General features: G+C 60.3%; 12 protein-coding genes and 7 pseudogenes. 8 read left to right on the top strand and 11 right to left on the bottom strand.

The genetic code is table 11. From position 1 onward, the window contains the following. Nucleotides 1-61: 61 nt before the first annotated feature. A complete protein-coding gene (locus tag EI171_RS11835; protein ID WP_161533414.1) occupies nt 62-511 on the bottom strand; it encodes a type II toxin-antitoxin system VapC family toxin in 450 nt (149 codons plus the stop codon). Then, the gene (locus EI171_RS11830; protein WP_028343822.1) at nt 508-810 is read right to left on the bottom strand and encodes a hypothetical protein; all 303 of its coding nucleotides are present in this window, start codon (nt 808-810) and stop codon (nt 508-510) included. Before EI171_RS11830 ends, EI171_RS11835 begins: the two co-directional genes overlap by 4 nt. 525 nt (nt 811-1,335) lie before the next feature. Between EI171_RS11830 and EI171_RS45585 the strand changes: the two are divergent. From EI171_RS45585 to EI171_RS11820, 3 genes and pseudogenes are all read left to right on the top strand, one after another. Continuing rightward, a pseudogene (locus tag EI171_RS45585) lies at nt 1,336-1,796 on the top strand (recombinase family protein); the annotation flags it as partial. Next, nucleotides 1,794-2,396: a nucleotidyl transferase AbiEii/AbiGii toxin family protein gene (locus tag EI171_RS45580; protein WP_246740628.1), complete on the top strand. Its 603-nt coding sequence runs from the start codon at nt 1,794-1,796 to the stop codon at nt 2,394-2,396. The pseudogene EI171_RS45585 and the gene EI171_RS45580, both read left to right, overlap by 3 nt. Nucleotides 2,397-2,651: 255 nt before the next feature. Next, nucleotides 2,652-4,136, top strand: a complete 1,485-nt coding sequence (locus EI171_RS11820) for an ISL3 family transposase (protein WP_371740538.1) — start codon at nt 2,652-2,654, stop codon at nt 4,134-4,136. A gap of 39 nt (nt 4,137-4,175) precedes the next feature. On the opposite strand, the pseudogene EI171_RS11815 reads toward EI171_RS11820, so the two are convergent. Continuing rightward, nucleotides 4,176-5,050: pseudogene (locus EI171_RS11815) on the bottom strand (IS3 family transposase); the annotation flags it as partial. Nucleotides 5,051-5,277: 227 nt separating this feature from the next. Between EI171_RS11815 and EI171_RS11810 the strand changes: the two are divergent. Further along, nucleotides 5,278-6,660: an IS110 family transposase gene (locus EI171_RS11810; RefSeq protein WP_161533276.1), complete on the top strand. Its 1,383-nt coding sequence runs from the start codon at nt 5,278-5,280 to the stop codon at nt 6,658-6,660. Between the two features lie 2 nt (nt 6,661-6,662). Here EI171_RS11810 and EI171_RS11805 read toward each other — a convergent pair. Both EI171_RS11805 and EI171_RS11800 read right to left on the bottom strand, forming a co-directional pair. Beyond that, nucleotides 6,663-6,920, bottom strand: a pseudogene (locus tag EI171_RS11805) (transposase); the annotation flags it as partial. Between the two features lie 223 nt (nt 6,921-7,143). Further along, a pseudogene (locus tag EI171_RS11800) lies at nt 7,144-7,489 on the bottom strand (DDE-type integrase/transposase/recombinase); the annotation flags it as partial. Here EI171_RS11800 and EI171_RS46705 point away from each other — a divergent pair. Beyond that, nucleotides 7,485-7,602, top strand: a pseudogene (locus tag EI171_RS46705) (IS6 family transposase); the annotation flags it as partial. The pseudogenes EI171_RS11800 and EI171_RS46705 sit on opposite strands and share 5 nt — an antisense overlap. Nucleotides 7,603-7,855: 253 nt before the next feature. Further along, nucleotides 7,856-8,443 (top strand): N-acetyltransferase, encoded by a 588-nt coding sequence (locus EI171_RS11795; protein WP_202633133.1) that lies wholly within the window; start codon nt 7,856-7,858, stop codon nt 8,441-8,443. A 306-nt stretch (nt 8,444-8,749) separates the two neighbouring features. Here the strand turns inward: EI171_RS11795 and nopM are convergent, their stop codons facing one another. After that, the gene (gene nopM / locus EI171_RS11790) at nt 8,750-10,495 is read right to left on the bottom strand and encodes a T3SS effector NEL-type E3 ubiquitin ligase NopM (protein ID WP_202633132.1); all 1,746 of its coding nucleotides are present in this window, start codon (nt 10,493-10,495) and stop codon (nt 8,750-8,752) included. A 907-nt stretch (nt 10,496-11,402) separates the two neighbouring features. Here nopM and EI171_RS11785 point away from each other — a divergent pair. Next, nucleotides 11,403-13,229 (top strand): NEL-type E3 ubiquitin ligase domain-containing protein, encoded by a 1,827-nt coding sequence (locus EI171_RS11785; protein WP_161533412.1) that lies wholly within the window; start codon nt 11,403-11,405, stop codon nt 13,227-13,229. A 760-nt stretch (nt 13,230-13,989) separates the two neighbouring features. Here EI171_RS11785 and EI171_RS11780 read toward each other — a convergent pair. From EI171_RS11780 to EI171_RS11770, 3 genes and pseudogenes are all read right to left on the bottom strand, one after another. Continuing rightward, nucleotides 13,990-15,030 (bottom strand): pectinesterase family protein, encoded by a 1,041-nt coding sequence (locus EI171_RS11780; RefSeq protein WP_161533411.1) that lies wholly within the window; start codon nt 15,028-15,030, stop codon nt 13,990-13,992. Between the two features lie 218 nt (nt 15,031-15,248). Then, nucleotides 15,249-16,547: a glycoside hydrolase family 28 protein gene (locus EI171_RS11775; RefSeq protein ID WP_161533410.1), complete on the bottom strand. Its 1,299-nt coding sequence runs from the start codon at nt 16,545-16,547 to the stop codon at nt 15,249-15,251. Nucleotides 16,548-17,261: 714 nt separating this feature from the next. Beyond that, a pseudogene (locus tag EI171_RS11770) lies at nt 17,262-18,137 on the bottom strand (IS3 family transposase); the annotation flags it as partial. 227 nt (nt 18,138-18,364) lie between these two features. Between EI171_RS11770 and EI171_RS11765 the strand changes: the two are divergent. Further along, nucleotides 18,365-19,747: an IS110 family transposase gene (locus EI171_RS11765; RefSeq protein WP_161533276.1), complete on the top strand. Its 1,383-nt coding sequence runs from the start codon at nt 18,365-18,367 to the stop codon at nt 19,745-19,747. Nucleotides 19,748-19,749: 2 nt separating this feature from the next. Here the strand turns inward: EI171_RS11765 and EI171_RS11760 are convergent. Together EI171_RS11760 and EI171_RS11755 are read right to left on the bottom strand one after the other, a co-directional pair. Further along, nucleotides 19,750-20,007 (bottom strand): annotated as a pseudogene (locus EI171_RS11760) (transposase); the annotation flags it as partial. A gap of 247 nt (nt 20,008-20,254) precedes the next feature. Next, entirely contained in the window at nt 20,255-21,601 is a 1,347-nt protein-coding gene (locus tag EI171_RS11755) for an IS5 family transposase (protein ID WP_161533409.1), read from the bottom strand. Nucleotides 21,602-21,792 lie beyond the last annotated feature (191 nt).

Raw genomic sequence — 21,792 nt, 5'->3', positions numbered from 1 at the left:
CGTTCGAACTCGGTGCCGCTGAAATCCTCGAAGTGAATCGGCCCGACCGTCCGAGCTATCGTCACCTGCCTACCTCCTGACTTCCAGAGCTACGGAGCGGGTTGATGATCTGAATGTCCTCGAAGTCCTCTTCATTATCGGTCACGACGACGCACTGGTTGGCTTCGGCTACAGCGGCAATGATTGTGTCTAGCGCGCTTCGCGAACGGCCTTTGGCTTTGCCGTTGGCCATCAGCCGCGCCCACACGAGGCCAGCTTTCTCGTCGAACGACAGGACGCGGCCAGCGAACAGCGCTTGAGGACCTTCGGGGCCCGCGAACCAAGTTTCAAGGCTATTGCGCTTCTTGCCCTTTGGTTTCTCTAAGATGCCTCGGCGGATTTCGGCGACGGTAAGCGAAGCAATGAAGAGGTCGTCGTCCTTCTGAGCACCCATCCAAGCCAGAAGCGAGTCCGACGGCTCCGGCTTTACGATGTTGCTGATGATATTGGTATCAAGGAGGTAGCGCGTCACAGATCGACTTTACGCCCCTCTTCTCGCGGGCGGCTGAGGCCGAGATCTGCGCCGACCATAGGTGAGCGACGCAGCGCGGCGAGAATCCCCCCCGCTTTTGGAGGCTCACCCGCCACTGCCTGCCGTATGGTCCGGCGAAGCTGCCCGGCTTCCGGACCGTCCTCCGTCAATTTCCGGGCAAGGGATCGAAGCAGATCGCGGTCGGCATCGAGCGCCTGGATCTCGAACCGCGCGATGCCACGCTTAGTCAGGCGGGAACGATAATTCTCGAGGGCTCTCTTCTGCGCACTGTTGCTCATCGCGTCCCTCCGTGCTATATCCAGATATATAACCGTACTTTCTTTGGAGTGCAAGGCTGGTGGAATTGTTATCGGTCTCGCCAAATGAAGATGGCCCCTCAAAGGCATGGGTGCCGCGGGGGGTGCCACCATGACAAGACGCCCCTTCCAAGGGGGCGATCACAAAAATATTATGGCTACGACGACGGTCGCCCCGCGTCCCGCCGCTGCGCTGCCACCCGCCAGAATCCGCTCCAATTCGTTTGCCTTGCCGACGCGCTGTTGCTGGGCATCATGGTCGCGAAGCGGGGGATTCCGCGCTAGGACAAGGACGCGATCGTGGCGCGACCGAGACGTACAACAGCCGAACGGCTTCTTGTGGTCGCCGACGCGACCCGCGAACCGGTTACGCTTGCGTCATCAAAACCCGATCCACGCCTCGTCAATCTGGTCCGACTGCGGGCGCGACAGGCCGCGCGGAACTTCGTTCGAGCCAAAACTGATAGCCGGACGCGGGACCACCTTCCGGAGTAAGGAGGTCGCCTCGTGAAGGTCGCGCTCTACGCCCGCCACTCATCAGACAATCAGCGAGACGCTTCAATCGAGGATCAGTTGCGGCTGTGCCGCCTGCACGCCGAGAAGCAAGGCTGGACGGTCGTCGATAGCTATACCGATCGCGCAATCTCTGGCGCGTCGCTGTTGCGTCCCGGCATTCAGGAACTGATCAGCGTGCGATGCGCGGCAAATTCGTCGTCGTGCTCGCAGAGGCGATGGATCGTCTGAGCCGCGATCGGGAGGATATCGCTGGACTGTTCAGGCGTATGGCTTTCGGCAGTGTGCGTATCGTTACGCTGTCGGAGGGTGACGTGACGCATCTGCACGTCGGTCTCCGGGGCACGATGAACGCCCTCTTCCTGAAGGATCTCGCCGACAAGACGCGCCGCGGGCTGCGCGGCCGCGTCTCGGATGGCAAGTCCGGTGGTGGGCTCTGCTTTGGGTATGAATTGGGCCGAGCGCATTGCGACCTCGGAGAGATAGGGCCTCGACTCACTTTCACCATCGAGCCCGAAGATGAAAACGCCTCGCAGCCGATCCGCGTCAAAGTCGAGATAGCCACACGAGAGCGCATTGCTTATGACGGAGCAAAGTCGTTTCCGTTCGAGATTAAGAATCCCTGGTTCAATGACAAGGCGGACATTGCATCATTCAGCCGGGAGGAAATCCTTGCAACGAAGCTCCGCGCGCTTCTCCAACGCGACAAGGGCCGGGACCTCGTCGACCTTGCGAAAGCTGTTGCGTCGTTCGACGGATTGGACGCAGCACGCATCGTGGAGCTGTTTGGCAAATATCTAGGTGCTTCCAGCCAAGCCATTTCTCGCGCCGAGGCCGAGGAACGCATGTGGGCGAAGCTGGAAGATCCATCGTTTTTGGCAGATGTGCGCCCGCTACTTGCCGCGGATGACGCCGAGGATTTTGATGCCGAAGCCGAGCGGGCCGCGTTCGTTACTGTCTTTAGCGAGTTCGTAAAACGCATCCCCGGTCACGCCTGGGCGGAGACGCCCGCCATGGCGAAGAAGTTCGAAACACCTGAGCTGGCCAGCACCTGACCCAATGACTCGCCCCAGTGCATCAATCGCCTTTGCTGCTCCGGCCACTGCACGGCGGCGATCAAGGTGAGACTCCGGCGACAATCAGGGGTTCTTCCGCATATTTGGTGCAAGGTGCGGGATTCACGGACGGTGCGAATAAGGGCATAAGGTTGGAATCGCAGTCGACGCTCGTGATTCGCCTTGCTTCATGCCTTCCGCTCGCTGATTTCTCCCGAGCTTTCGATTGTCCAGATCCTTCCCCAGACGGACAGGGTGGTGCTCGTGGCTCGGCCGAAGTCAGCGGTCTCGCTCTGTCCCTGTTGCGGCTGCCAGACGGGTCGCGTCCACAGCCATTACGTGCGACGCTTGGCCGATCTGCCGTGGCAAGGTCGGGTGGTCGAAATCCGGCTTCACGCGCGACGGTTTCGATGCGCGAATCCGCAATGCCCGCGTCAGATATTCACCGAGCGGCTACCGGCAACGGTGCGGCCGAAAGCAAGACGCACAACCCGTCTCGGCGAGAGCCAACTGGCGATCGGCTTTGCGGTCGGCGGAGAGCCCGGCTCGCGCCTGTCGCGCAAACTGGCCATGCCGGTCAGCGGCGACACCTTGCTCCGAATGGTTCACTCGGCTCCCTTGCCGGATTTCGTTGCCCCGACCGTCGTCGGCATCGACGATTGGGCTTGGCGTCGTGGCCAGCGATATGGAACGATCATCTGCGATCTGGAGCGCAATTGCGTGCTTGACCTGCTTCCCGATCGTAATGCCGACAGTGTTGCGCGCTGGCTGAAGCGCTGGCCGGGCATCAAGGTCGTAGCCCGCGACCGTGCGGGACTTTATGCTGATGGCGCACGCTGCGGCGCGCCCGACGCGGTGCAGGTGGCGGACCGTTGGCACCTGCTCAACAGTTTAGGTGAGGCCCTGCGCCACGCTGTCGGCCGCCATCGTCACAACGTAGCCGCCGCCGTGCAAATCATGGCGTCCGTGCAACGACCGAAGACTGGCAGTTCCACGCTGCCGCCCGGCCTTGCACAGTTGCGGGCGGATCGAAAGGCTGCACGACGCGAACGCTGGGATGAAATCTGTCGCCTACGCGAGCAAGGTTGCCCGACATCCGGGATCGCCCAACTGCTCGGTATCGACAGGCGCACTGTTCAGCGCTGGCTGGCCGCTGGCGGCGAACCGGAGCATTCGCGTCCTCACATACCTTCACATCTTCTCGCGCCCTTTGAGGCATGGCTGGAAGCGCGGTGGGCCTCCGGCTGCCAGGTGGGCCAGCAGCTTTGGCGCGAGCTTCAGCAACAGGGTTATACTGGAAGTCGAGTGACCGTCGCGCGATGGGCCGCTGACAGGCGTGCACATGCAGACTCGGGAGGAGCAGCACAACCGCACCCGACCTGGAAAGCTCCCACGCGTCGTCGCTGTGCTTGGTATTTGAGTCGGGATCTGGATCAGATCGATGCTGACGCCAGGCTGTTCCTCGGTCACTTGTTTGCGCGAGCTCCGGAACTCGCCACGACGGCGGAGCTAGCGAAGCGGTTTGTGTCCCTTCTCAGTGGTAGCGACATCGCCGAGCTCGATGAATGGATCACACAAGCAGCCAACAGCGAGCTCAAGAGCTTTGCCAACGGCATCGCGCGCGACATCGATGCGGTCCGAGCGGCAATAACTACCTCCTGGACAACCAGTCCGGTCGAAGGCCAGATCAGCAGGATCAAAGCCATCAAACGACAAATTGAACTGGTCCCGGTTGTCTGAACAAAACTTCCGCGTCGATAAGTGGAGCGTCTGCCGGGGTTAGGCCGCCGCGCGGAGCGGAGGAAGATCGAAGTAGGCTTGATCCGGGGTGCGGTCGTCAAGGCTCGAATGTGGGCGACGGCGATTGTAGAAGTCGAGATACCGGCCGATCGAGTTACGGGCCTCGCTGACGTTTTCATAGGCTCGCAGATAGACCTCCTCGTATTTGACGCTGCGCCACAGCCGTTCGACGAACACGTTGTCCCGCCATGCCCCTTGCCATCCATGCTGATGGCGATGCCGTAGCTGGCAAGCAGACTGGTGAACGCCGCGCCCGTGAACTGCGAACCCTGGTCGGTGTTGAAGATTTCCGGCCTGCCATGACGAGCGAGAGCATCCTCCAACGTCCCGACGCAGAAGGCCGCCTCCATCGTGATCGACAGCCGCCACGACAGAACACGGCGTGTCGCCCAGTCCAGCACCACGGCGAGATAAACGAAGCCGTGCGCCATTGGAATGTAGGTGATGTCCATGGCCCAGACCTGGTTCGGCCGCGTGATCTCGATGCCGCGCAGCAGATACGGATAGATCTTGTGACTGGGCTCGGGCTTGGTGGTGCGCGGGCGGCGATAGAGCGCCTCTATCCCCATCCGCCGCATGAGCGTCTTCACATGCCGGCGGCCGATCTTGCACCCCTGCAAAGCCAGCAGGCCTCGCAACATACGCGAACCGGCGAAGGGATACTCCAGATGCAGCCGATCGAGACGCTGCATGATCTCGAGGTCGGCTGAAGAGACTGGACGCGGCAGATAGTACACGCTGCTGCGGCTGACCTTCAAAATCTCTGCTTGCTTGGTGATCGGTAGATCGTGTTCACAATCGATCATCGCTTTGCGCTCAGCCATCCCGCCTTGGTGAGCGCGCCTTCTAAAAAACTATGCGCGACGCTGCGCGCCCCCTGTGGGATAGAAACGGGCAACCGCTAGACTGCGGCCGGAAGGGAGCGGCCGATACGATTTTGGTGGCACGTGACCCCGTCAAAAAACCTGGTCCATGGGCTGTTGCGCACTTGAGAGTGGTGACGCCATCTCGGCGATCCCGTTTAGGAATTTGAATGAATTGCGCAGCCCAGCCCTTCCGCCGGAGTCAGGAGGAACTACAGATGAATCCCAAAAGATCGAAGTCGAAGGACGGCGGTAAGATGCCGATGGTGCACCCGAACGCGGCTGCCATCGACGTTGGCGCCACCATGCATATGGCGGCCGTTAGGGCAGATCGCGCACCGGAGCCAGTCCACAGTTTCGGTACCTTCACGGCCGATCTGCATCGGCTGGTCGACTGGTTTACGGAATGCGGCGTCGAGACCGTCGTCATGGAATCGACCAGCGTCTACTGGATTCCAATTTTCGAGCTTCTCGATGCCCGGGGATTTACGGTGTTTCTTGTCAACGCGCGGGATGCCAAGCACGTGCCGGGGCGTAAGACCGATGTCAGCGATGCGCAATGGCTGCAGCGGCTCCATTCATTCGGGTTGCTGCGGGCCAGCTTTCAGCCCAAAGGGCAGATTGCCGAGCTGCGAGCCTACGTGCGTCAGCGCGAGCGTCTGCTGGAGTACGCGGCCTCACACATCCAGCATATGCAGAAGGCCTTGACGGAGATGAATCTTCAGCTCCACCACGTCGTCGCCGACATCACCGGCGCGACCGGCCTGCGTATCATACGCGCGATCCTTGCCGGCGAGCGCGATCCCGAGGCGCTGGCGTGCTTGCGCCATTACAGTTGCCACTCCAGTGCCGAGACGATTGCGAAGGCGCTCACCGGGAGCTACCGCGCCGAGCATCTGTTTGCGCTCGAGCAGGCACTTGCGCTTTACGACACCTACCACGAGAAGGCATCTGCCTGCGACGCCCGGATCGAAGCCGTGTTGAAGGAACTGAGCAACCATCGCGGTCGTGGTCATGGACCAGCACCGCCGGCCTCGCTGCGTCGGAATCGAACCGATCAGGCGAACGCTCTAGCTTTCGACGTCCGCGAGGCGCTATTCGCGTTGCTGGGAAAAGACATCACCACGATCGACGGCCTCGGTCCTTACCTCTCGCTGAAGCTGATCGCTGAATGCGGTGACGACCTCTCCTCGTGGCCAAGTGCAAAGCATTTTACCTCCTGGCTAGGACTGGCGCCGAGCAACAAGGTCTCCGGCGGCAAAAGGCTCTCGTCCCGAACGCGCCGATCCGGCGGCCGGGCGGCGGCGCTTCTGCGCCTTGCTGCCGTCACCGTCGGACGCACCAATACTGCGCTCGGCGCCTTTTACAGGCGACTTTCATCGCGCATCGGTAAGGCCAAGGCAGTGACCGCCACGGCCCGCAAGATCGCAGTTCTGTTCTACAATGCTGTGCGATACGGAATGGACTATGTCGATCCCGGGGCCTCGTCCTACGAGACGCGCTACCGGACGCGAGTGGTCAACAATTTGCATCGGCGTGCCAAGGCATTCGGCTTCGTTCTCCAGCCCTTGGAGCCGAACGTCGGCGATGCTGTTTCTTAGGAATCGTTCTCCAGCGTCAGCTCTCCGATCTTGGCGTGCAGCGACTTCACATCGACCGCGGGCGTGGCCGGTGTCCCGCCTCCCGGTCCGAAAATATCGGAGGCGCCGCCCTCAAGCTGGGATTTCCAGGCCGTAATCTGATTGGGATGAACGTCGAAATGCTCCGCCAACTGGGCTATCGTGCGATCGCCCTTGACGGCGGCCAGCGCCACCTTCGCCTTGAAGGCCGGTGAGTGGTTCCGGCGCGGTCGTCTGCTCATGGTTTCTCCTGTTCACGGCGATTATCGCCGCTGTCAGGCAGAAATTCCACTTATCGTCCTGTCCAAATTTGTGGAGCCGGCTCTAATGTATGGTCGGGCGAGCTACCCGCTATTGCGTCGACGCGTCCTTCTGGCTGCCTGAGAACGACCGCCCAACCTATCCAACCCCAGCTACTCAAGCTGCACCAAATATGCGGAAGAACCCCTGATTGTCGCGCTATATGAGAGCTTTGTGCTGGCGATGTTCAACGTAAAAGGCCATCTTCGCCCCCGCAGCGCCGTACGAACGCTTGTCCGTGATCGTCATGCGGCACCGTGCCGGCGGATTTCAAGAGCTTCTTCATGAGCCGCTGAGCACCGCGCGAGTCTCTTCGGCGCTGGATCAAGACGTCGGGAACGAAGCCATTCTGGTCAACAGCGCGCCAGAGCCAATGTTGTTCGCCCGGGATCGAGATAACGATCTCGTCCAGATGCCATTTGTCACGGCGAGCGGCAGCGCGCTGGCGAATCCGATCGGAGAACGCCACGCCGAATTTGGGTCCCCACGGGCGCCCAGTTTCATAGTTCACGCGTGCTTGGCACGAGCGAGCCTTTTCGACTTGGCGCGACATCTCCATGACAAGCGCTATCGCCGACTCTCGAACCTTTGAGAATCGCCTCCTTCAGTTCAGCGGTCAGTTAAATTGACGATGCCGTGGCTCGACATTCGGTATGGCACAGCGATTGCTCCAATGAAAACAAAAGCGCTCCGGAAGCTGAGCACGGCGAGCCGGTGTCGGACTATGGATCTTTTCTGAGCCGTTACGCAACATAGCCATCAGCGGGCGGAACCCAAGTCCAGCCGGTTGATATCAGGAGTCTGTTGATCGGCCACGTCTTCTTTTTGTCGTGCCACGTAACTCTGACAGGTAGACAGAGATTTTGGAACCCACATTATGCCCGCGGAGTCGGATATTAAATGTGCGAATGCAAACGTTCGAACAAGCACCGTCTGGACAATTGTGCTCGGCTTTGCCGCCGATCCATTGATGCGGTGGAGTTGGCCTGACGCAAGCCAATATCTTCGGAGCATGCCTCGGTTCGTTGACGCCTCTGGTGGACCAGCATTCGAGCACGGCACAGCATACGTCACGGGAGGAATCCGCGCCGCAGCCCTGTGGCTGCCGCCTGGCGTGCAGCAAGACGAGTCCGCGTTAGACGAACTAATGGCGCAGTCCCTGAACCCAGAGATCACCGGAGATATGGCGCTCCTGCGGCAGGAAATGGCTGAACATCATCCGCCCGAGCCGCATTGGTACCTGCCTCTCATCGCGGCCGATCCGAACTGGGTCCGGCAAGGACTTGGTACATTGCTGATGAAATACGCTCTTCAACGATGCGATCAGCAGGGCATTGCCGCCTATCTGGAAAGCTCGAATCCCGAGCACATTCCCTTTTACCAAAACCACGGCTTCGAGGTCATTGGCAAAATACAACATGGTTCTTCGCCGCCGCTCACGCCAATGTTGCGAGCAGCCAAATAAAGCGAAATTCAAAGCCTGTGTTCGCATTGGCTCACGAGGGCCGCTTTTCAGCACTGCTTACGTGTTGTCTGCGGCGGCGCTGATTTCGCTAGCAAGCAGTGGGGCGACTTGGGCTCGCGGCGATGCTCCATGATGTCGGGAAAGCTACCATTCCGCTGACGCTGTTCGACAAGCCTGATCGCCTAAATGAGAAAGACAGCAGGCTGATCGAGACACATCTGGTCAACGGCTTGGGAGCGCTCAGGATGATCTTGAGGCAGCCCCACAGAGCAATGAAAAATATCCCTGCGGGACTCTTGAGAAGTCTCATTGTTCTAGGCCGCGCTCTGCGAGCAGCCGGTGCATGACCTCGCCTTTGATCTCGCCTGCGATTTGGTTTCGAACTTGGGCTCCGAGCACCCGCTCGGCATCGACGTCGCCTACCAGACCATGTTCGGCCAGTCGCCGATCCAGACGGCTTTGAAACTCTTCGCCCATGGCTTCGACGAGCCGGTCCTGCATCGCTGCATGTTCGTCCGGTGCGATGCGCCTCAGCACCGTCTCCCAAGGTTGCCAGCGGGTTGCCATATAGTCGGTGAATTGGGTCGCTTCCCGCGCCCGGACCAGGTCCAGCGCCTCCGTCGCATCATCCTCGCTTACACGAGAGACCGCCAGGTATTGCATGTTAGGGGCGAGGTGACTCAGCTCGAGCGGCTCGCGCAGCCGATGTTGATAGGCCAGGTAGACTTCGATCTCGTCTAGGTCCGGGTAGACGCTGAGGAGCGAGTTGACCCTGTCGCGCGCGATCTCGTCAAGCGCCTCCAAGCGGAACGCAACACGGCCGCGCTGGATCAGTTCGCCAAGACGATCGTCATAGACGCCGTCCTCGACGTCAGCGTTGAGGCGCGCGGTCTGCATACCGTTCCAGTGCAAGGTAACTCGATCCTCGCAGCTCAGGTTGGCCTCGGAAGCCTGTGCAAAAAACTGCTTGCGCAATCTCGGATTGGCCGCCGCCTGCCGCAGATCATCAGCCACTCTCTGCCGAAACTCGTCATTGCCGTAATTCACGGTTCCTCGTAGCCTCTCCAGGAACTGCGCGTAGTCCTGGGCGCCTGGCTCATCCGCAAAGTGCTGCCATTCGGCCAGCGTCGCCGGGTCGTCTGCGAGCCAGTGCTCGGCAGCCTCATATAGAGATTGCTGCGCAAGCTGCGGTGGCGCTTCAGCCGCCGCCAGATTAGCGAGGACGTCGTCCGGCAGCGGGTTATCCCCGAACTCGAGGTTCTCCAAATGCGGGTAGCTGAAACTAAGATTCGGTACCAGACCCTCAAGAAGATCCTCAGGCAGGCTGGTCAGCCGGTTACCGCTGAGATTGAGCGATTGGAGCGTGCTCGGAAGGGGGGCAGGGAGGTTGGCCAATTGATTGCTGCTGACATCGAGTTCAATGAGCCCCGATGGGAGGGAGTTGGGGAGCTCGGTCAGCTGATTGCCACTCACCGCGAGCGAGGTGAGCCTGCTCGGGAGCGCGTCCGGCAGGCTAGTTAGTCGGTTGTCGCTTGCGTTCAGGATCTCGAGCCCAGCCGGAAGGTTGGCCGGCAGACTGATCAAGCCGTTATCGGCCACCTCCAGCCGAGAGAGGGTCGCCGGAAGAGCTTCCGGCAAACTGGTCAACCGGTTATGGCTAATGAGAAGATGCTGAAGACCGGGTGGGAAGCTAGCGGGCAGGCTGCTTAGCTCGTTGTGCCTGGCGCGCAGTTCCAGCAATCTTGGCGGCAGGGCGGCGGGCAAAGCGGTCAGGGAGAGGGAGGACAAATCCAGCGAGTGCGAGCCCGTGTTGTCCGCCCCCCTAATTCGTGTGCGCCCCTGTCGCCGATTCTCGGCTTCGCCCTGCCCCTCTTCGGTAACCCAGTTGTCCAGGATCTGCGCGCGCGCGGAGGCCGGGGTCCGATATCCTGTCATGGCTTCGACCAAATCCGCCACGGCTCGGCTGAAGCCGCTGAGGTAACTTTCCTGCTCCCCCGCCTCAGAAGCGGCCGAGGAAGAACCTGCACTCCACTGTGCCTGTCCTGTGTTCATCAATTTCTCCATCGTCAGAACAAGAATACCCCCGCTTCTCCAGGTCGCGAAGCAGGCGGGTTGTCATGATCATTCGAGAGCCAGCGCACGTGCGCTGCGGCTCCCGCCCGACTCGAGCCGGCACAGGGTCACACGCGGCAAACTGATCGATACTGCTGCGAGGCTTCCTGCCATTTCGTTGACCAGATAAGTCCCGGAGGACTGTCAACGTGGCAGCGTTCTGCCCTTAGCAGGCCTACCTGTCGATCAGCTGACGAGTGTCGCTGCAGCGCGTGGGGAGACTCGTCATCCAGACAACACGATAGTTGAAGGTGAACGCGGGCAGGATGAACTTCTCGCCGATGCAGGTCGTCGTGATGAGATAATCCGAGGCGCATGGGGAGGTGGCGCGTTCCGATGATAGTCAATTGGGTACCTGCCGGAATCTAGGCTCTGACCAACGTTTGATCAGTTGACGAGTGTCGCTGCAGCCCCAGGTCGCTCGGTTGCCAGAGGTGATCGAAGCAAGCCGGTTTGAGGTTGAACCGGTCAAGCTTCGCAAAGACCAGCTTGGCACGGATTGCCTTGGCATAGGACACCGCCAGCGCTTTGGCGTTCGGAGCGCCTGCCACTTTTCGTTGCCACGTACTCGGCCGAAGGCTCCACTGGCCGCGGTTGAGATGAGGCGCCAGCCGCGCTGGGCTCTATGCCTAAGGCGCTCCTGCCTTGGTTATCCGCGGTAACGTGGAGGCGGAAGAAAAATCGCCCTCAGCCATCATCGAGTCAGTGCTCCGACAGATATGCCGGCTTCGATGCCATCGTTGCCCTTTTCCGGCGATAGCTCTTGTCAGCTTATCGAAAGCTAAGTGTCTTAGGCCTACAACGTATCGTCGTGGACTGAGCCTGCTCAGTCTCGTAAGGAGGTTCAATGGATCGTTTTCAGGCAGAACAGATTCAGCGCGGCGATGTGATCCCTTCCGGGTCCTCCGAACAAGAGGACCCGGGAAGCGGGGCTACGGCGCAGTGGGACGGAGTCGTAACAAGCTATGCAGCAAACTCGGCGGATTCAGCCCATGCGGAGGGAGACGAGAACGAGGTGCTTGAGCATTGGGCTGCAGAACCGGAGGTGGGTCCGCTCGAGGATCGTGAAGAGGCGGTAAGGCGACTGAATGCTCGGGGTGAGGCCACAAGAGTGGATCTCGAGTCGCTGTCTCTTACTAGCCTGCCTAGACTTTCGACAGGTATCGTCGTGCTCGATGTGCCCTTCAATCGGCTTACCACTCTGCCCGATAGCCTTCCTGCTTCGCTCCAGCGTCTCGACGTTAGGGGCAATCAGCTGACCGGCCTGCCCGCGCTTCCGACCGAGCTCAGAGGCCTCGACGCGAGTTCCAACCGGCTGAGAAGCTTGCCTGGGGCCCTACCAGCTGCGCTCCAGTTTCTCGACCTCAGCCACAATCAGTTGCCGAATCTGCCCGAGGTCCTCCCTGCTTCGCTGCGGTTTCTCCACGCCGGCCACAATCAGTTGACGAGTCTGCCGGAGGTCCTTCCTGCCACGCTCCAGTTTCTCGACCTCAGCGAAAACCGATTGACGGGACTGCCGGCGACCCTCCCTGCTTCGCTCCAGTTTCTCGATGTCAGCGAAAACCAGTTGACCAGTCTGCCCGAGGACCTGCTGACGCAGCTGGGCGCTGGTACCAGCATAGTTCTGACTGAAAATCCGCTGCCCGAGCAGGTGCTGACGAACCTGGATACAGTCTTAAGCGCCGAGGGCTATGTCGGTCCGGCCGTCCACCTTTCGCGCGAGGACGAAAGTGAACTGTCCGGGACAGACGATGGACAGGCCGATGCTCTCACTGAAACGGTCGCAGACTGGCTCAGGGGCAATCCAAAGGAGGGCGATCGAGAGGTGCTGGCCGCTTGGCAAAGCAGTGCAGAAGAGCCGGGCGCCCGGGAGTACGCGCTTTTTCTCGGCAAGCTGTTCGACTCCGTCAACTCTAGCAATGAAGAATTCCGGCAGTCGGTGGCCAATGATCTGCGACAGGCGGCAAAAAACCCGCAATTGCGTGCGCAGTACTTTCAACTGGCCCTGGACGCCAACCACGGCTGTGAGGATCGCAGAACTTTGACTTGGAACGGCATGCAAACCGCACGCCTTATCGCAGACGTCGAGAACGGCGTCTATGACAACAAGGCACGGCTTCCCGATCTCGTCGATCTGGGGCGCGTCATGTTCCGCCTGGACGCGCTGGAGGGGATTGCGCGGGAGAAGGCTCTCTCGCTGGGCTCGCTCTACAACACCGAAGACATCGACGCCATTGAGGTCTTTCTTGCTTATCAGGCCAAGCTGCGCGAGCGGCTGGGCCTGCAGCACATCGCGCCGGACATGCGCTTCTTTGAGGTCTCCCACGTCACCGACGCTGACGTCGACATTGCGGAAGTATCCGTGCGGAACAAGGAGGCGGCGGAATTCGCCGACTATTTGGCGACGGACTGGCAACCTTGGGACGATGTGGTGCGCCGCATTGCACCTGAAGACCATGCTACGATGCAGGACCAACTCATCGATGCAATGGGTGAGGAGTTCGACAGGCGGCTGACGCAAGAGCTCGCCAACAAGGGCCTAAGCGGCGCTGAATCCGACCTCGTTGACGATGCCAAGCGTGAGTTAGGACCCGGGATCCGCAAGGAAATCGCCCGCGAGATCAAGGGCGCTCTAAGAGACAAGGTGTTCAATGATCACGGCCTCAACCTGTGAAGCCGCCTTTGCTGCAGGAGGCTGTTAATTCCCGCTGCGTTTCCCTCTCGTGCGCCGGTTGGTGGCCGAGAACCTTCGCGTGATGCGCAGCGAGTGCGCGGAGCGCCGATCTAGAAACCGGCATGGCTCGACTCATGCAGCGGGTGTTTTCCCCAAGCGACGATGGCCAATCTGGCGATCATGGGGAGATCTCGTCGGCTGCTATCGAGGGCCGCATGGATGCGGGCGAATTGACGGAAGAGCCGATACATGCGTTTGTACGGCTTCAGAGTCGGCATGGAAGAACGTCAGATTCCACCGTACTTGCACGCGCGTATTGGCTAATTGAGGATACGGCTGCTTGCTGAGCTACGAGGAGCCTGACTATCACCGGCCGGACAACGATAGCCCTGAAGCATCAGCCCACTTCGTTCTTCGGAGATCTGCGCAGGGCGCCGAAACAAGCAAATCAGCCGTTCTCGACCGATGACGACGGCGCTGACGTGACAGTCCGTGGAGCTTTCCGATGCCGATGCGCCAAAGCGGACAAGATGAACTGCGAGCTGGAGCATGTGGGGACAGCCCACCAATGAGATCGTCGCACCGGACGGCCCGTGGCTGTCAGTTTAGAAAGCTAACGAACTGCAGGAATTCGCAGCGAGCAATCGAGACCGTAACGAGCTCATCTGAACATGCAGCAAGAGCCGGCGCTGCCACGCCGCACCCCCGCGGCTGTTGGGTTGCTGCACAAGACTTCCATCACAATCAGGCTCTCCTTCGGTCATTCCTCCGAGGATCGCCGTCGAAGCCCTTCACCGTGAACGTTGCTCTGTCTTCCATCCAGATGGTTTGTTGGCAGCCAATCTGTGGCGCCCCCGAAGAACACTCTCAGCGACCATCTCGCAGCTTCGCCATGTGTCAGTTGATGGGAGTGAGGCTCGCGGCCTGAGGGGTTAGCCCCGGCGCCGAAGGATCTATATTCGGCATAATAGCTCGTGCTCAACTTGTTGGTCTCGCCCGGAACCCATTCGCGCCAGCCTTCCGCAATCACCTGCGCATCTACCTTTGTCGACAGGAAGACCACTGTGGCGTAGGGACGCCAGGGGCGGCCAAGCGCGATATAGCGCGCGGCAGGGTCGGCACTTAGCCTGCAATGATCAAAAACATAGCCACTGTCCTCATCCGGCGCTGCCTTGCCCTGAGCGGTATAGATGACCGCTTGATTGGCGATACCGTGCAACTCACATTTACGGAACCAGGCCTTGGCGTTGCCAAATATGAAATCGACATGCCCTTCGATGTAGCAGTTCGAGAAGTATTGTCGTGACATTCGGCCGTTCGGCCCCTTGCCGGCAAACAGCGTATCCTGGGCGCCGAGCAGGCGGACGCGCGCAACGACGTCCCTGTCTCCGGTAATGGACAGCGCTACCGCCTGCGCGGGTGGATTGGCCGGATTGAGGGCGTAGTCGTTCTGGATGGTCAGATTCTCGAGCCGGAAGTCGTCGCCAGCGGCATCCAGCGTGGCCGAACGGGCGGTTCCTCCTGCATTAATCGCGCCGTCGCCATACACAATGACCGTATCCTCGGGCTTCCTGCCAGTCCCTTCGATATGAATACCGGATTTGGAGATTTTGACCTTCTCGCGATAGATGCCCGGCGCAATCCGGACATTTCCGCCTTCCGCCGGCAATGCGTCGATGGCTTGCTGCACGGAGTGATAGTCTGCATTTCCGGCATGCGACACCAATAGGGGCTGAGCGTACGCTGCCGGGATGCAGTAACAGCCTGCCAGAAGCGCAGCAGACGGCACGAAAATTCGCATGTGATTTTACACTTCGTTTCTCAGCGGGATAGCCGCCGCGCATCGACACGAGATTTTCATCGCCAAACCAGAACCTGCGTCACCTTGGCATTTCCGGCCCTGCAAAACCGTCGTCCAATTGCAACCAACTCGGGACGTGAGGCCGACCTTCGTCAACACCAGTAATCTTGGCCCCAGATGCGGAACTCACCACCTGAGTTCGGCGCCGGGTGTAGTGCTTACCGATTGCCGTCGCGGAATGCCCTGGAACATACCTCCGATCCGCGCAGCAGCGGTTGTGTAGCTCGTCCGGGCAGCGGGGGCCACACGTCAGAGCGATTTGCGGTGACGTTCGCATGTTCAAGTTGCCAAGTCGCGGAATTGGCAAATCGGACATCTTCGAGTGTCACGTCCAGGGCATGCCGCCCGTCTACGCCGCGCATCAGCAGCACACCAGTGTCGCCATGCACATGACGTAGAACGATTTGCCGATAGACCGGAATCCTCGTGCCTTGAGCGCGCGGATCATATTTTGTATCGAAAGCCAGCGGCCACCGGTTGCCCCTCAGGCACACGTACTCATAAGTCACGCTCTCGACCAGACCGCCTCGACTAACATCGCTCTTGATGCGCAGGCCCGACGTCGTACCATCCAGCGTCAGATTACGCACCAATATGTCTCTGGCCCCGGAATTCACCTCGCTGCCGATCGACATGCCATGCCCCCAACCGAAATAATTATCAATGATCGAGATATGGCTGCTTGAGCCATTGTCGCCGGCCTTGATTGCGACGTTGTCGTCACCCGTACGGATCAAGCTGTGGGTGATGGTCACATCCTGACTGGCGCCAAGATCGATGCCATCGGTGTTGCGGGCATCCGCCGGCGAATCGATCGTGAGGCCCCAAAACGTGGCACCTTCAACCCGGTTCATCGCGACATGAAAATTGGCAGCGTTGCGCAAGGTGACACCAGAGAACGTGATGTCCTGCGCATGATCGACCTGGATCAAGCGTGGGGCGTTCTGATTGCCGCCCTGGGCTTGGGCGCGGCGGGCTAGTTGCCACCAGGTTTCGGCGCCGCCGCCGATCATTGTGCCGCCCTGACCATCGATGATGCCCTCTCCGTAGATGCCGCCGCCGCGCGTTTTAGAAAAGCTGATGAATGGCCGGCAACCGTCGCCCATTTCCGCAATGCGACCACATTGTCCGAGGCCCTTGTCGTAAGCAGCAGGCTCGGGGATGGCGATCAGTGTCGCACCGCGTCCGACCCATAAGGTCACGCCCGATTTCATCTCGAGTGGGCCCGACCGGAACTCGCCACGCCCTAAATACACGGCGGCCCCGGAGGGGCATTGGTCGATAGCATCTTGCAACATGGTCGTATCTTGCTTGCCAGACGGCACGGGGCGGTCGCACACCGTATAAGGTGCAACAGGTTCGGTGATAATCCGGCGGTCTTGCGCTTTCGCGGCGGGGAAGACAACCATGGAGGTGAGTAGGGACAAAAGGGCCCAGTTACAAAAACGCTTTGGCATTGATCTCCTCGTGCTTTGTCACGCGGATCCTTGCCGCGTCCCTTTTCCGGTATTGAGCGCTGGCTTTATCGAGCCGCCGCGCGCGTCACTGGCGCGCGCAAGATGACATTTACACGAAGCAGCAGACGCCTGGACCTTGCGATCGCGCAGTAGCACCTTGCCTGGTGCGCGAAAAAGACGAAGTGTTCTGCGATAGTCCGAAAATCCAACAGCTTCGTAACGTCTGCCTGCTCACACTGATTGAGCTCCCAACCGGTCCCCGATTTCGGCTTTTTTGCATCTACAATTGCGCGTGAATCCACGCCAGCCTCTCGTCCAGGATCAGTGGGTCAGTGAGTATTTGAGAAAGCTTTCGAGAAGCTGACGAGGCTCCGGCCGGCACCGGATCGCATTCGCACCGGATACCCTCTTCCTGGCGTCTCACGAATTTAGATGACTGCCGTTACCCGCCCTGTTCCGGACCTCGTCATCATCTATGCGATGCCGGATGTGGCATGGTCGGCTTCCGCGGTCAGCACCGCCCGGCACGTCTCGTGCTTTGCCCTACGGCCGTAGCAGACCATCGTGGTCATTGAACGCGCCCGCTCGCGCAGCGCCCGTTGGACGGACGCCATGCGTGAGCGCGCCAAGTACGAGGATGGTTCAGTGGACACTGAACTGGTCCCGGTTGTCTGAACAAAACTTCCGCGTCGATAAGTGGAGCGTCTGCCGGGGTTAGGCCGCCGCGCGGAGCGGAGGAAGATCGAAGTAGGCTTGATCCGGGGTGCGGTCGTCAAGGCTCGAATGTGGGCGACGGCGATTGTAGAAGTCGAGATACCGGCCGATCGAGTTACGGGCCTCGCTGACGTTTTCATAGGCTCGCAGATAGACCTCCTCGTATTTGACGCTGCGCCACAGCCGTTCGACGAACACGTTGTCCCGCCATGCCCCCTTGCCATCCATGCTGATGGCGATGCCGTAGCTGGCAAGCAGACTGGTGAACGCCGCGCCCGTGAACTGCGAACCCTGGTCGGTGTTGAAGATTTCCGGCCTGCCATGACGAGCGAGAGCATCCTCCAACGTCCCGACGCAGAAGGCCGCCTCCATCGTGATCGACAGCCGCCACGACAGAACACGGCGTGTCGCCCAGTCCAGCACCACGGCGAGATAAACGAAGCCGTGCGCCATTGGAATGTAGGTGATGTCCATGGCCCAGACCTGGTTCGGCCGCGTGATCTCGATGCCGCGCAGCAGATACGGATAGATCTTGTGACTGGGCTCGGGCTTGGTGGTGCGCGGGCGGCGATAGAGCGCCTCTATCCCCATCCGCCGCATGAGCGTCTTCACATGCCGGCGGCCGATCTTGCACCCCTGCAAAGCCAGCAGGCCTCGCAACATACGCGAACCGGCGAAGGGATACTCCAGATGCAGCCGATCGAGACGCTGCATGATCTCGAGGTCGGCTGAAGAGACTGGACGCGGCAGATAGTACACGCTGCTGCGGCTGACCTTCAAAATCTCTGCTTGCTTGGTGATCGGTAGATCGTGTTCACAATCGATCATCGCTTTGCGCTCAGCCATCCCGCCTTGGTGAGCGCGCCTTCTAAAAAACTATGCGCGACGCTGCGCGCCCCCTGTGGGATAGAAACGGGCAACCGCTAGACTGCGGCCGGAAGGGAGCGGCCGATACGATTTTGGTGGCACGTGACCCCGTCAAAAAACCTGGTCCATGGGCTGTTGCGCACTTGAGAGTGGTGACGCCATCTCGGCGATCCCGTTTAGGAATTTGAATGAATTGCGCAGCCCAGCCCTTCCGCCGGAGTCAGGAGGAACTACAGATGAATCCCAAAAGATCGAAGTCGAAGGACGGCGGTAAGATGCCGATGGTGCACCCGAACGCGGCTGCCATCGACGTTGGCGCCACCATGCATATGGCGGCCGTTAGGGCAGATCGCGCACCGGAGCCAGTCCACAGTTTCGGTACCTTCACGGCCGATCTGCATCGGCTGGTCGACTGGTTTACGGAATGCGGCGTCGAGACCGTCGTCATGGAATCGACCAGCGTCTACTGGATTCCAATTTTCGAGCTTCTCGATGCCCGGGGATTTACGGTGTTTCTTGTCAACGCGCGGGATGCCAAGCACGTGCCGGGGCGTAAGACCGATGTCAGCGATGCGCAATGGCTGCAGCGGCTCCATTCATTCGGGTTGCTGCGGGCCAGCTTTCAGCCCAAAGGGCAGATTGCCGAGCTGCGAGCCTACGTGCGTCAGCGCGAGCGTCTGCTGGAGTACGCGGCCTCACACATCCAGCATATGCAGAAGGCCTTGACGGAGATGAATCTTCAGCTCCACCACGTCGTCGCCGACATCACCGGCGCGACCGGCCTGCGTATCATACGCGCGATCCTTGCCGGCGAGCGCGATCCCGAGGCGCTGGCGTGCTTGCGCCATTACAGTTGCCACTCCAGTGCCGAGACGATTGCGAAGGCGCTCACCGGGAGCTACCGCGCCGAGCATCTGTTTGCGCTCGAGCAGGCACTTGCGCTTTACGACACCTACCACGAGAAGGCATCTGCCTGCGACGCCCGGATCGAAGCCGTGTTGAAGGAACTGAGCAACCATCGCGGTCGTGGTCATGGACCAGCACCGCCGGCCTCGCTGCGTCGGAATCGAACCGATCAGGCGAACGCTCTAGCTTTCGACGTCCGCGAGGCGCTATTCGCGTTGCTGGGAAAAGACATCACCACGATCGACGGCCTCGGTCCTTACCTCTCGCTGAAGCTGATCGCTGAATGCGGTGACGACCTCTCCTCGTGGCCAAGTGCAAAGCATTTTACCTCCTGGCTAGGACTGGCGCCGAGCAACAAGGTCTCCGGCGGCAAAAGGCTCTCGTCCCGAACGCGCCGATCCGGCGGCCGGGCGGCGGCGCTTCTGCGCCTTGCTGCCGTCACCGTCGGACGCACCAATACTGCGCTCGGCGCCTTTTACAGGCGACTTTCATCGCGCATCGGTAAGGCCAAGGCAGTGACCGCCACGGCCCGCAAGATCGCAGTTCTGTTCTACAATGCTGTGCGATACGGAATGGACTATGTCGATCCCGGGGCCTCGTCCTACGAGACGCGCTACCGGACGCGAGTGGTCAACAATTTGCATCGGCGTGCCAAGGCATTCGGCTTCGTTCTCCAGCCCTTGGAGCCGAACGTCGGCGATGCTGTTTCTTAGGAATCGTTCTCCAGCGTCAGCTCTCCGATCTTGGCGTGCAGCGACTTCACATCGACCGCGGGCGTGGCCGGTGTCCCGCCTCCCGGTCCGAAAATATCGGAGGCGCCGCCCTCAAGCTGGGATTTCCAGGCCGTAATCTGATTGGGATGAACGTCGAAATGCTCCGCCAACTGGGCTATCGTGCGATCGCCCTTGACGGCGGCCAGCGCCACCTTCGCCTTGAAGGCCGGTGAGTGGTTCCGGCGCGGTCGTCTGCTCATGGTTTCTCCTGTTCACGGCGATTATCGCCGCTGTCAGGCAGAAATTCCACTTATCGTCCTGTCCAAATTTGTGGAGCCGGCTCTCACCACCCGACTACTGCGCACTTTTGGCTACGGTGCTCCAGATCCAGAGACGCTGTTTTATAGTGCACAGAACAATCTGACCTTGGGGGCTGAGGACACAATCCAGCCTTTCTTCCTCGACGAGGAAGACAACTCGATCAAGAGCAGTGATATTAGTCGATCGTTAATAAGCCGAATTGGGCTGAACTGGACAGTTGAGCGTTGGCCAGAGTGAGAGCAGGAAGAGGGACAAAAGGTCTCTGAGCCAAGCCAGGACACGGCGGAGGTTGTGGCCAACGGCCGAGAGGAGAACGTTAGCGGCATCTCCGGCGCGGCCTTTGAGATAGCAGCGGCCAAGGTGACCTTCGTTCTTCATGTGTCCGATGATGGGCTCGATGGCGGAACGGCGGCGTAGCTCGCGCTTGATGACGCCGAAGACGCCGCGCTTCTGGCCCGAGATGAAGACGCGGCGGGGATTTTGTGTGTCGTGGCCGCGATATCCCTTGTCGACATAGGCCCGTTCGATCGGGCAGCCGGTGAGGCTCTCGGTGCGCTCGATGACGTCGCGAAGGGTGTGACCGTCGTAGGGGTTGTCCGGCAGCGCGCAGGCGTGGAGCACGAACAAGCCGCCGGGAGCTCTTTGGTTGTTGGTGACGATGGATGCCTTCACGCCGAACTCATAGGGCGCGGCGGCCTTGCCCTTGCCGATGCACTCGACCTCCGGAGCATGGAAGGAATACAGCTTGAAGCCGCGCTGGCGCTGCTGCTGCGAGCGGATCTGGGTGGCTCGGCTCAGCGGCAGGGCGAATGCCTCCTCCAGTGCGGGCTGGCCCTCGGTCTTGCGGCGAATGTCGCGGATGATCCGGCCCAGCCGGCTGCGCAGAAGGCGCAGCTGTCGCTGATGCCGGTTGAATTGTTTGGCATGAGCGTAGCGGCCCGCCATCATTGCCGCGCTTTTGGCCACGCGAGCATAGGATTGCCGGAGCCTGACCCCGTGCTTCCTCGCCAGGCGGTTCAACCCGCGGATCGCTGCATGCAGCAGCTTGGCGTCGGTCGGAAAGCTGATGGCCTTCGGTTGGACGGTCGTGTCGACCGTGACCCGCTTGAGGTCCTGGCTGCGCAACGCACCGCTCGCGTGCGCCACCCGAAGGCTCTCGGCCAACAACCGCTCCAGCTTGTCGCCGAGCCGCTTGCGCCAGTGGCTCAGGTCTGAGCGCTCATGCGGGAAAACGTGCTGGAAAAACTCTTCGCCTGTGAAGAACTGGAAGTACGGATCGTGGACCCAGCGCTCGCACACCCCCTCATCGGACAGGCCGTAGATGTGCTTGAGCAGCAGCAATCCGATCATGAATCGGGTCGCGATACCCGGCCTGCCGTTGTCGCTGTAGAGCGGCGCGATCTCGCCGTCGATCCAGTTCCAATCGACCCTGCCGGCGAGCAGAACCAGCTCGTGTCGCATGTTGATGATCTGGTCCAGCCGGGACCGGAACAGATCGTTCGAGCCTGTCGTCCTGTGCTTCTTTGGTCGCATCGGTGCCTCCGATGCAGCACAGAATCACGGTTCGCAGCGGCAGGGAAATCCAAAATCGAAATTGCAGGGTTTTGGGCTGTGAAGCCTCAATCCCCTGCAATCTCAAATGCCGTCGCAACCGGAAAACAGACTCCCAATCAAGTGCTTGGAGGCTTGTTCACGGACAACATATTAATTATCACCACTTGCCT

The sequence above is a fragment of the Bradyrhizobium sp. LCT2 genome (assembly GCF_009931255.1).
In the GTDB taxonomy this organism is placed as follows: domain Bacteria; phylum Pseudomonadota; class Alphaproteobacteria; order Rhizobiales; family Xanthobacteraceae; genus Bradyrhizobium; species Bradyrhizobium diazoefficiens.
The sequence above is the reverse complement of the archived record's forward strand: the minus strand, read 5'-3'. Positions and strand labels throughout refer to the sequence as shown.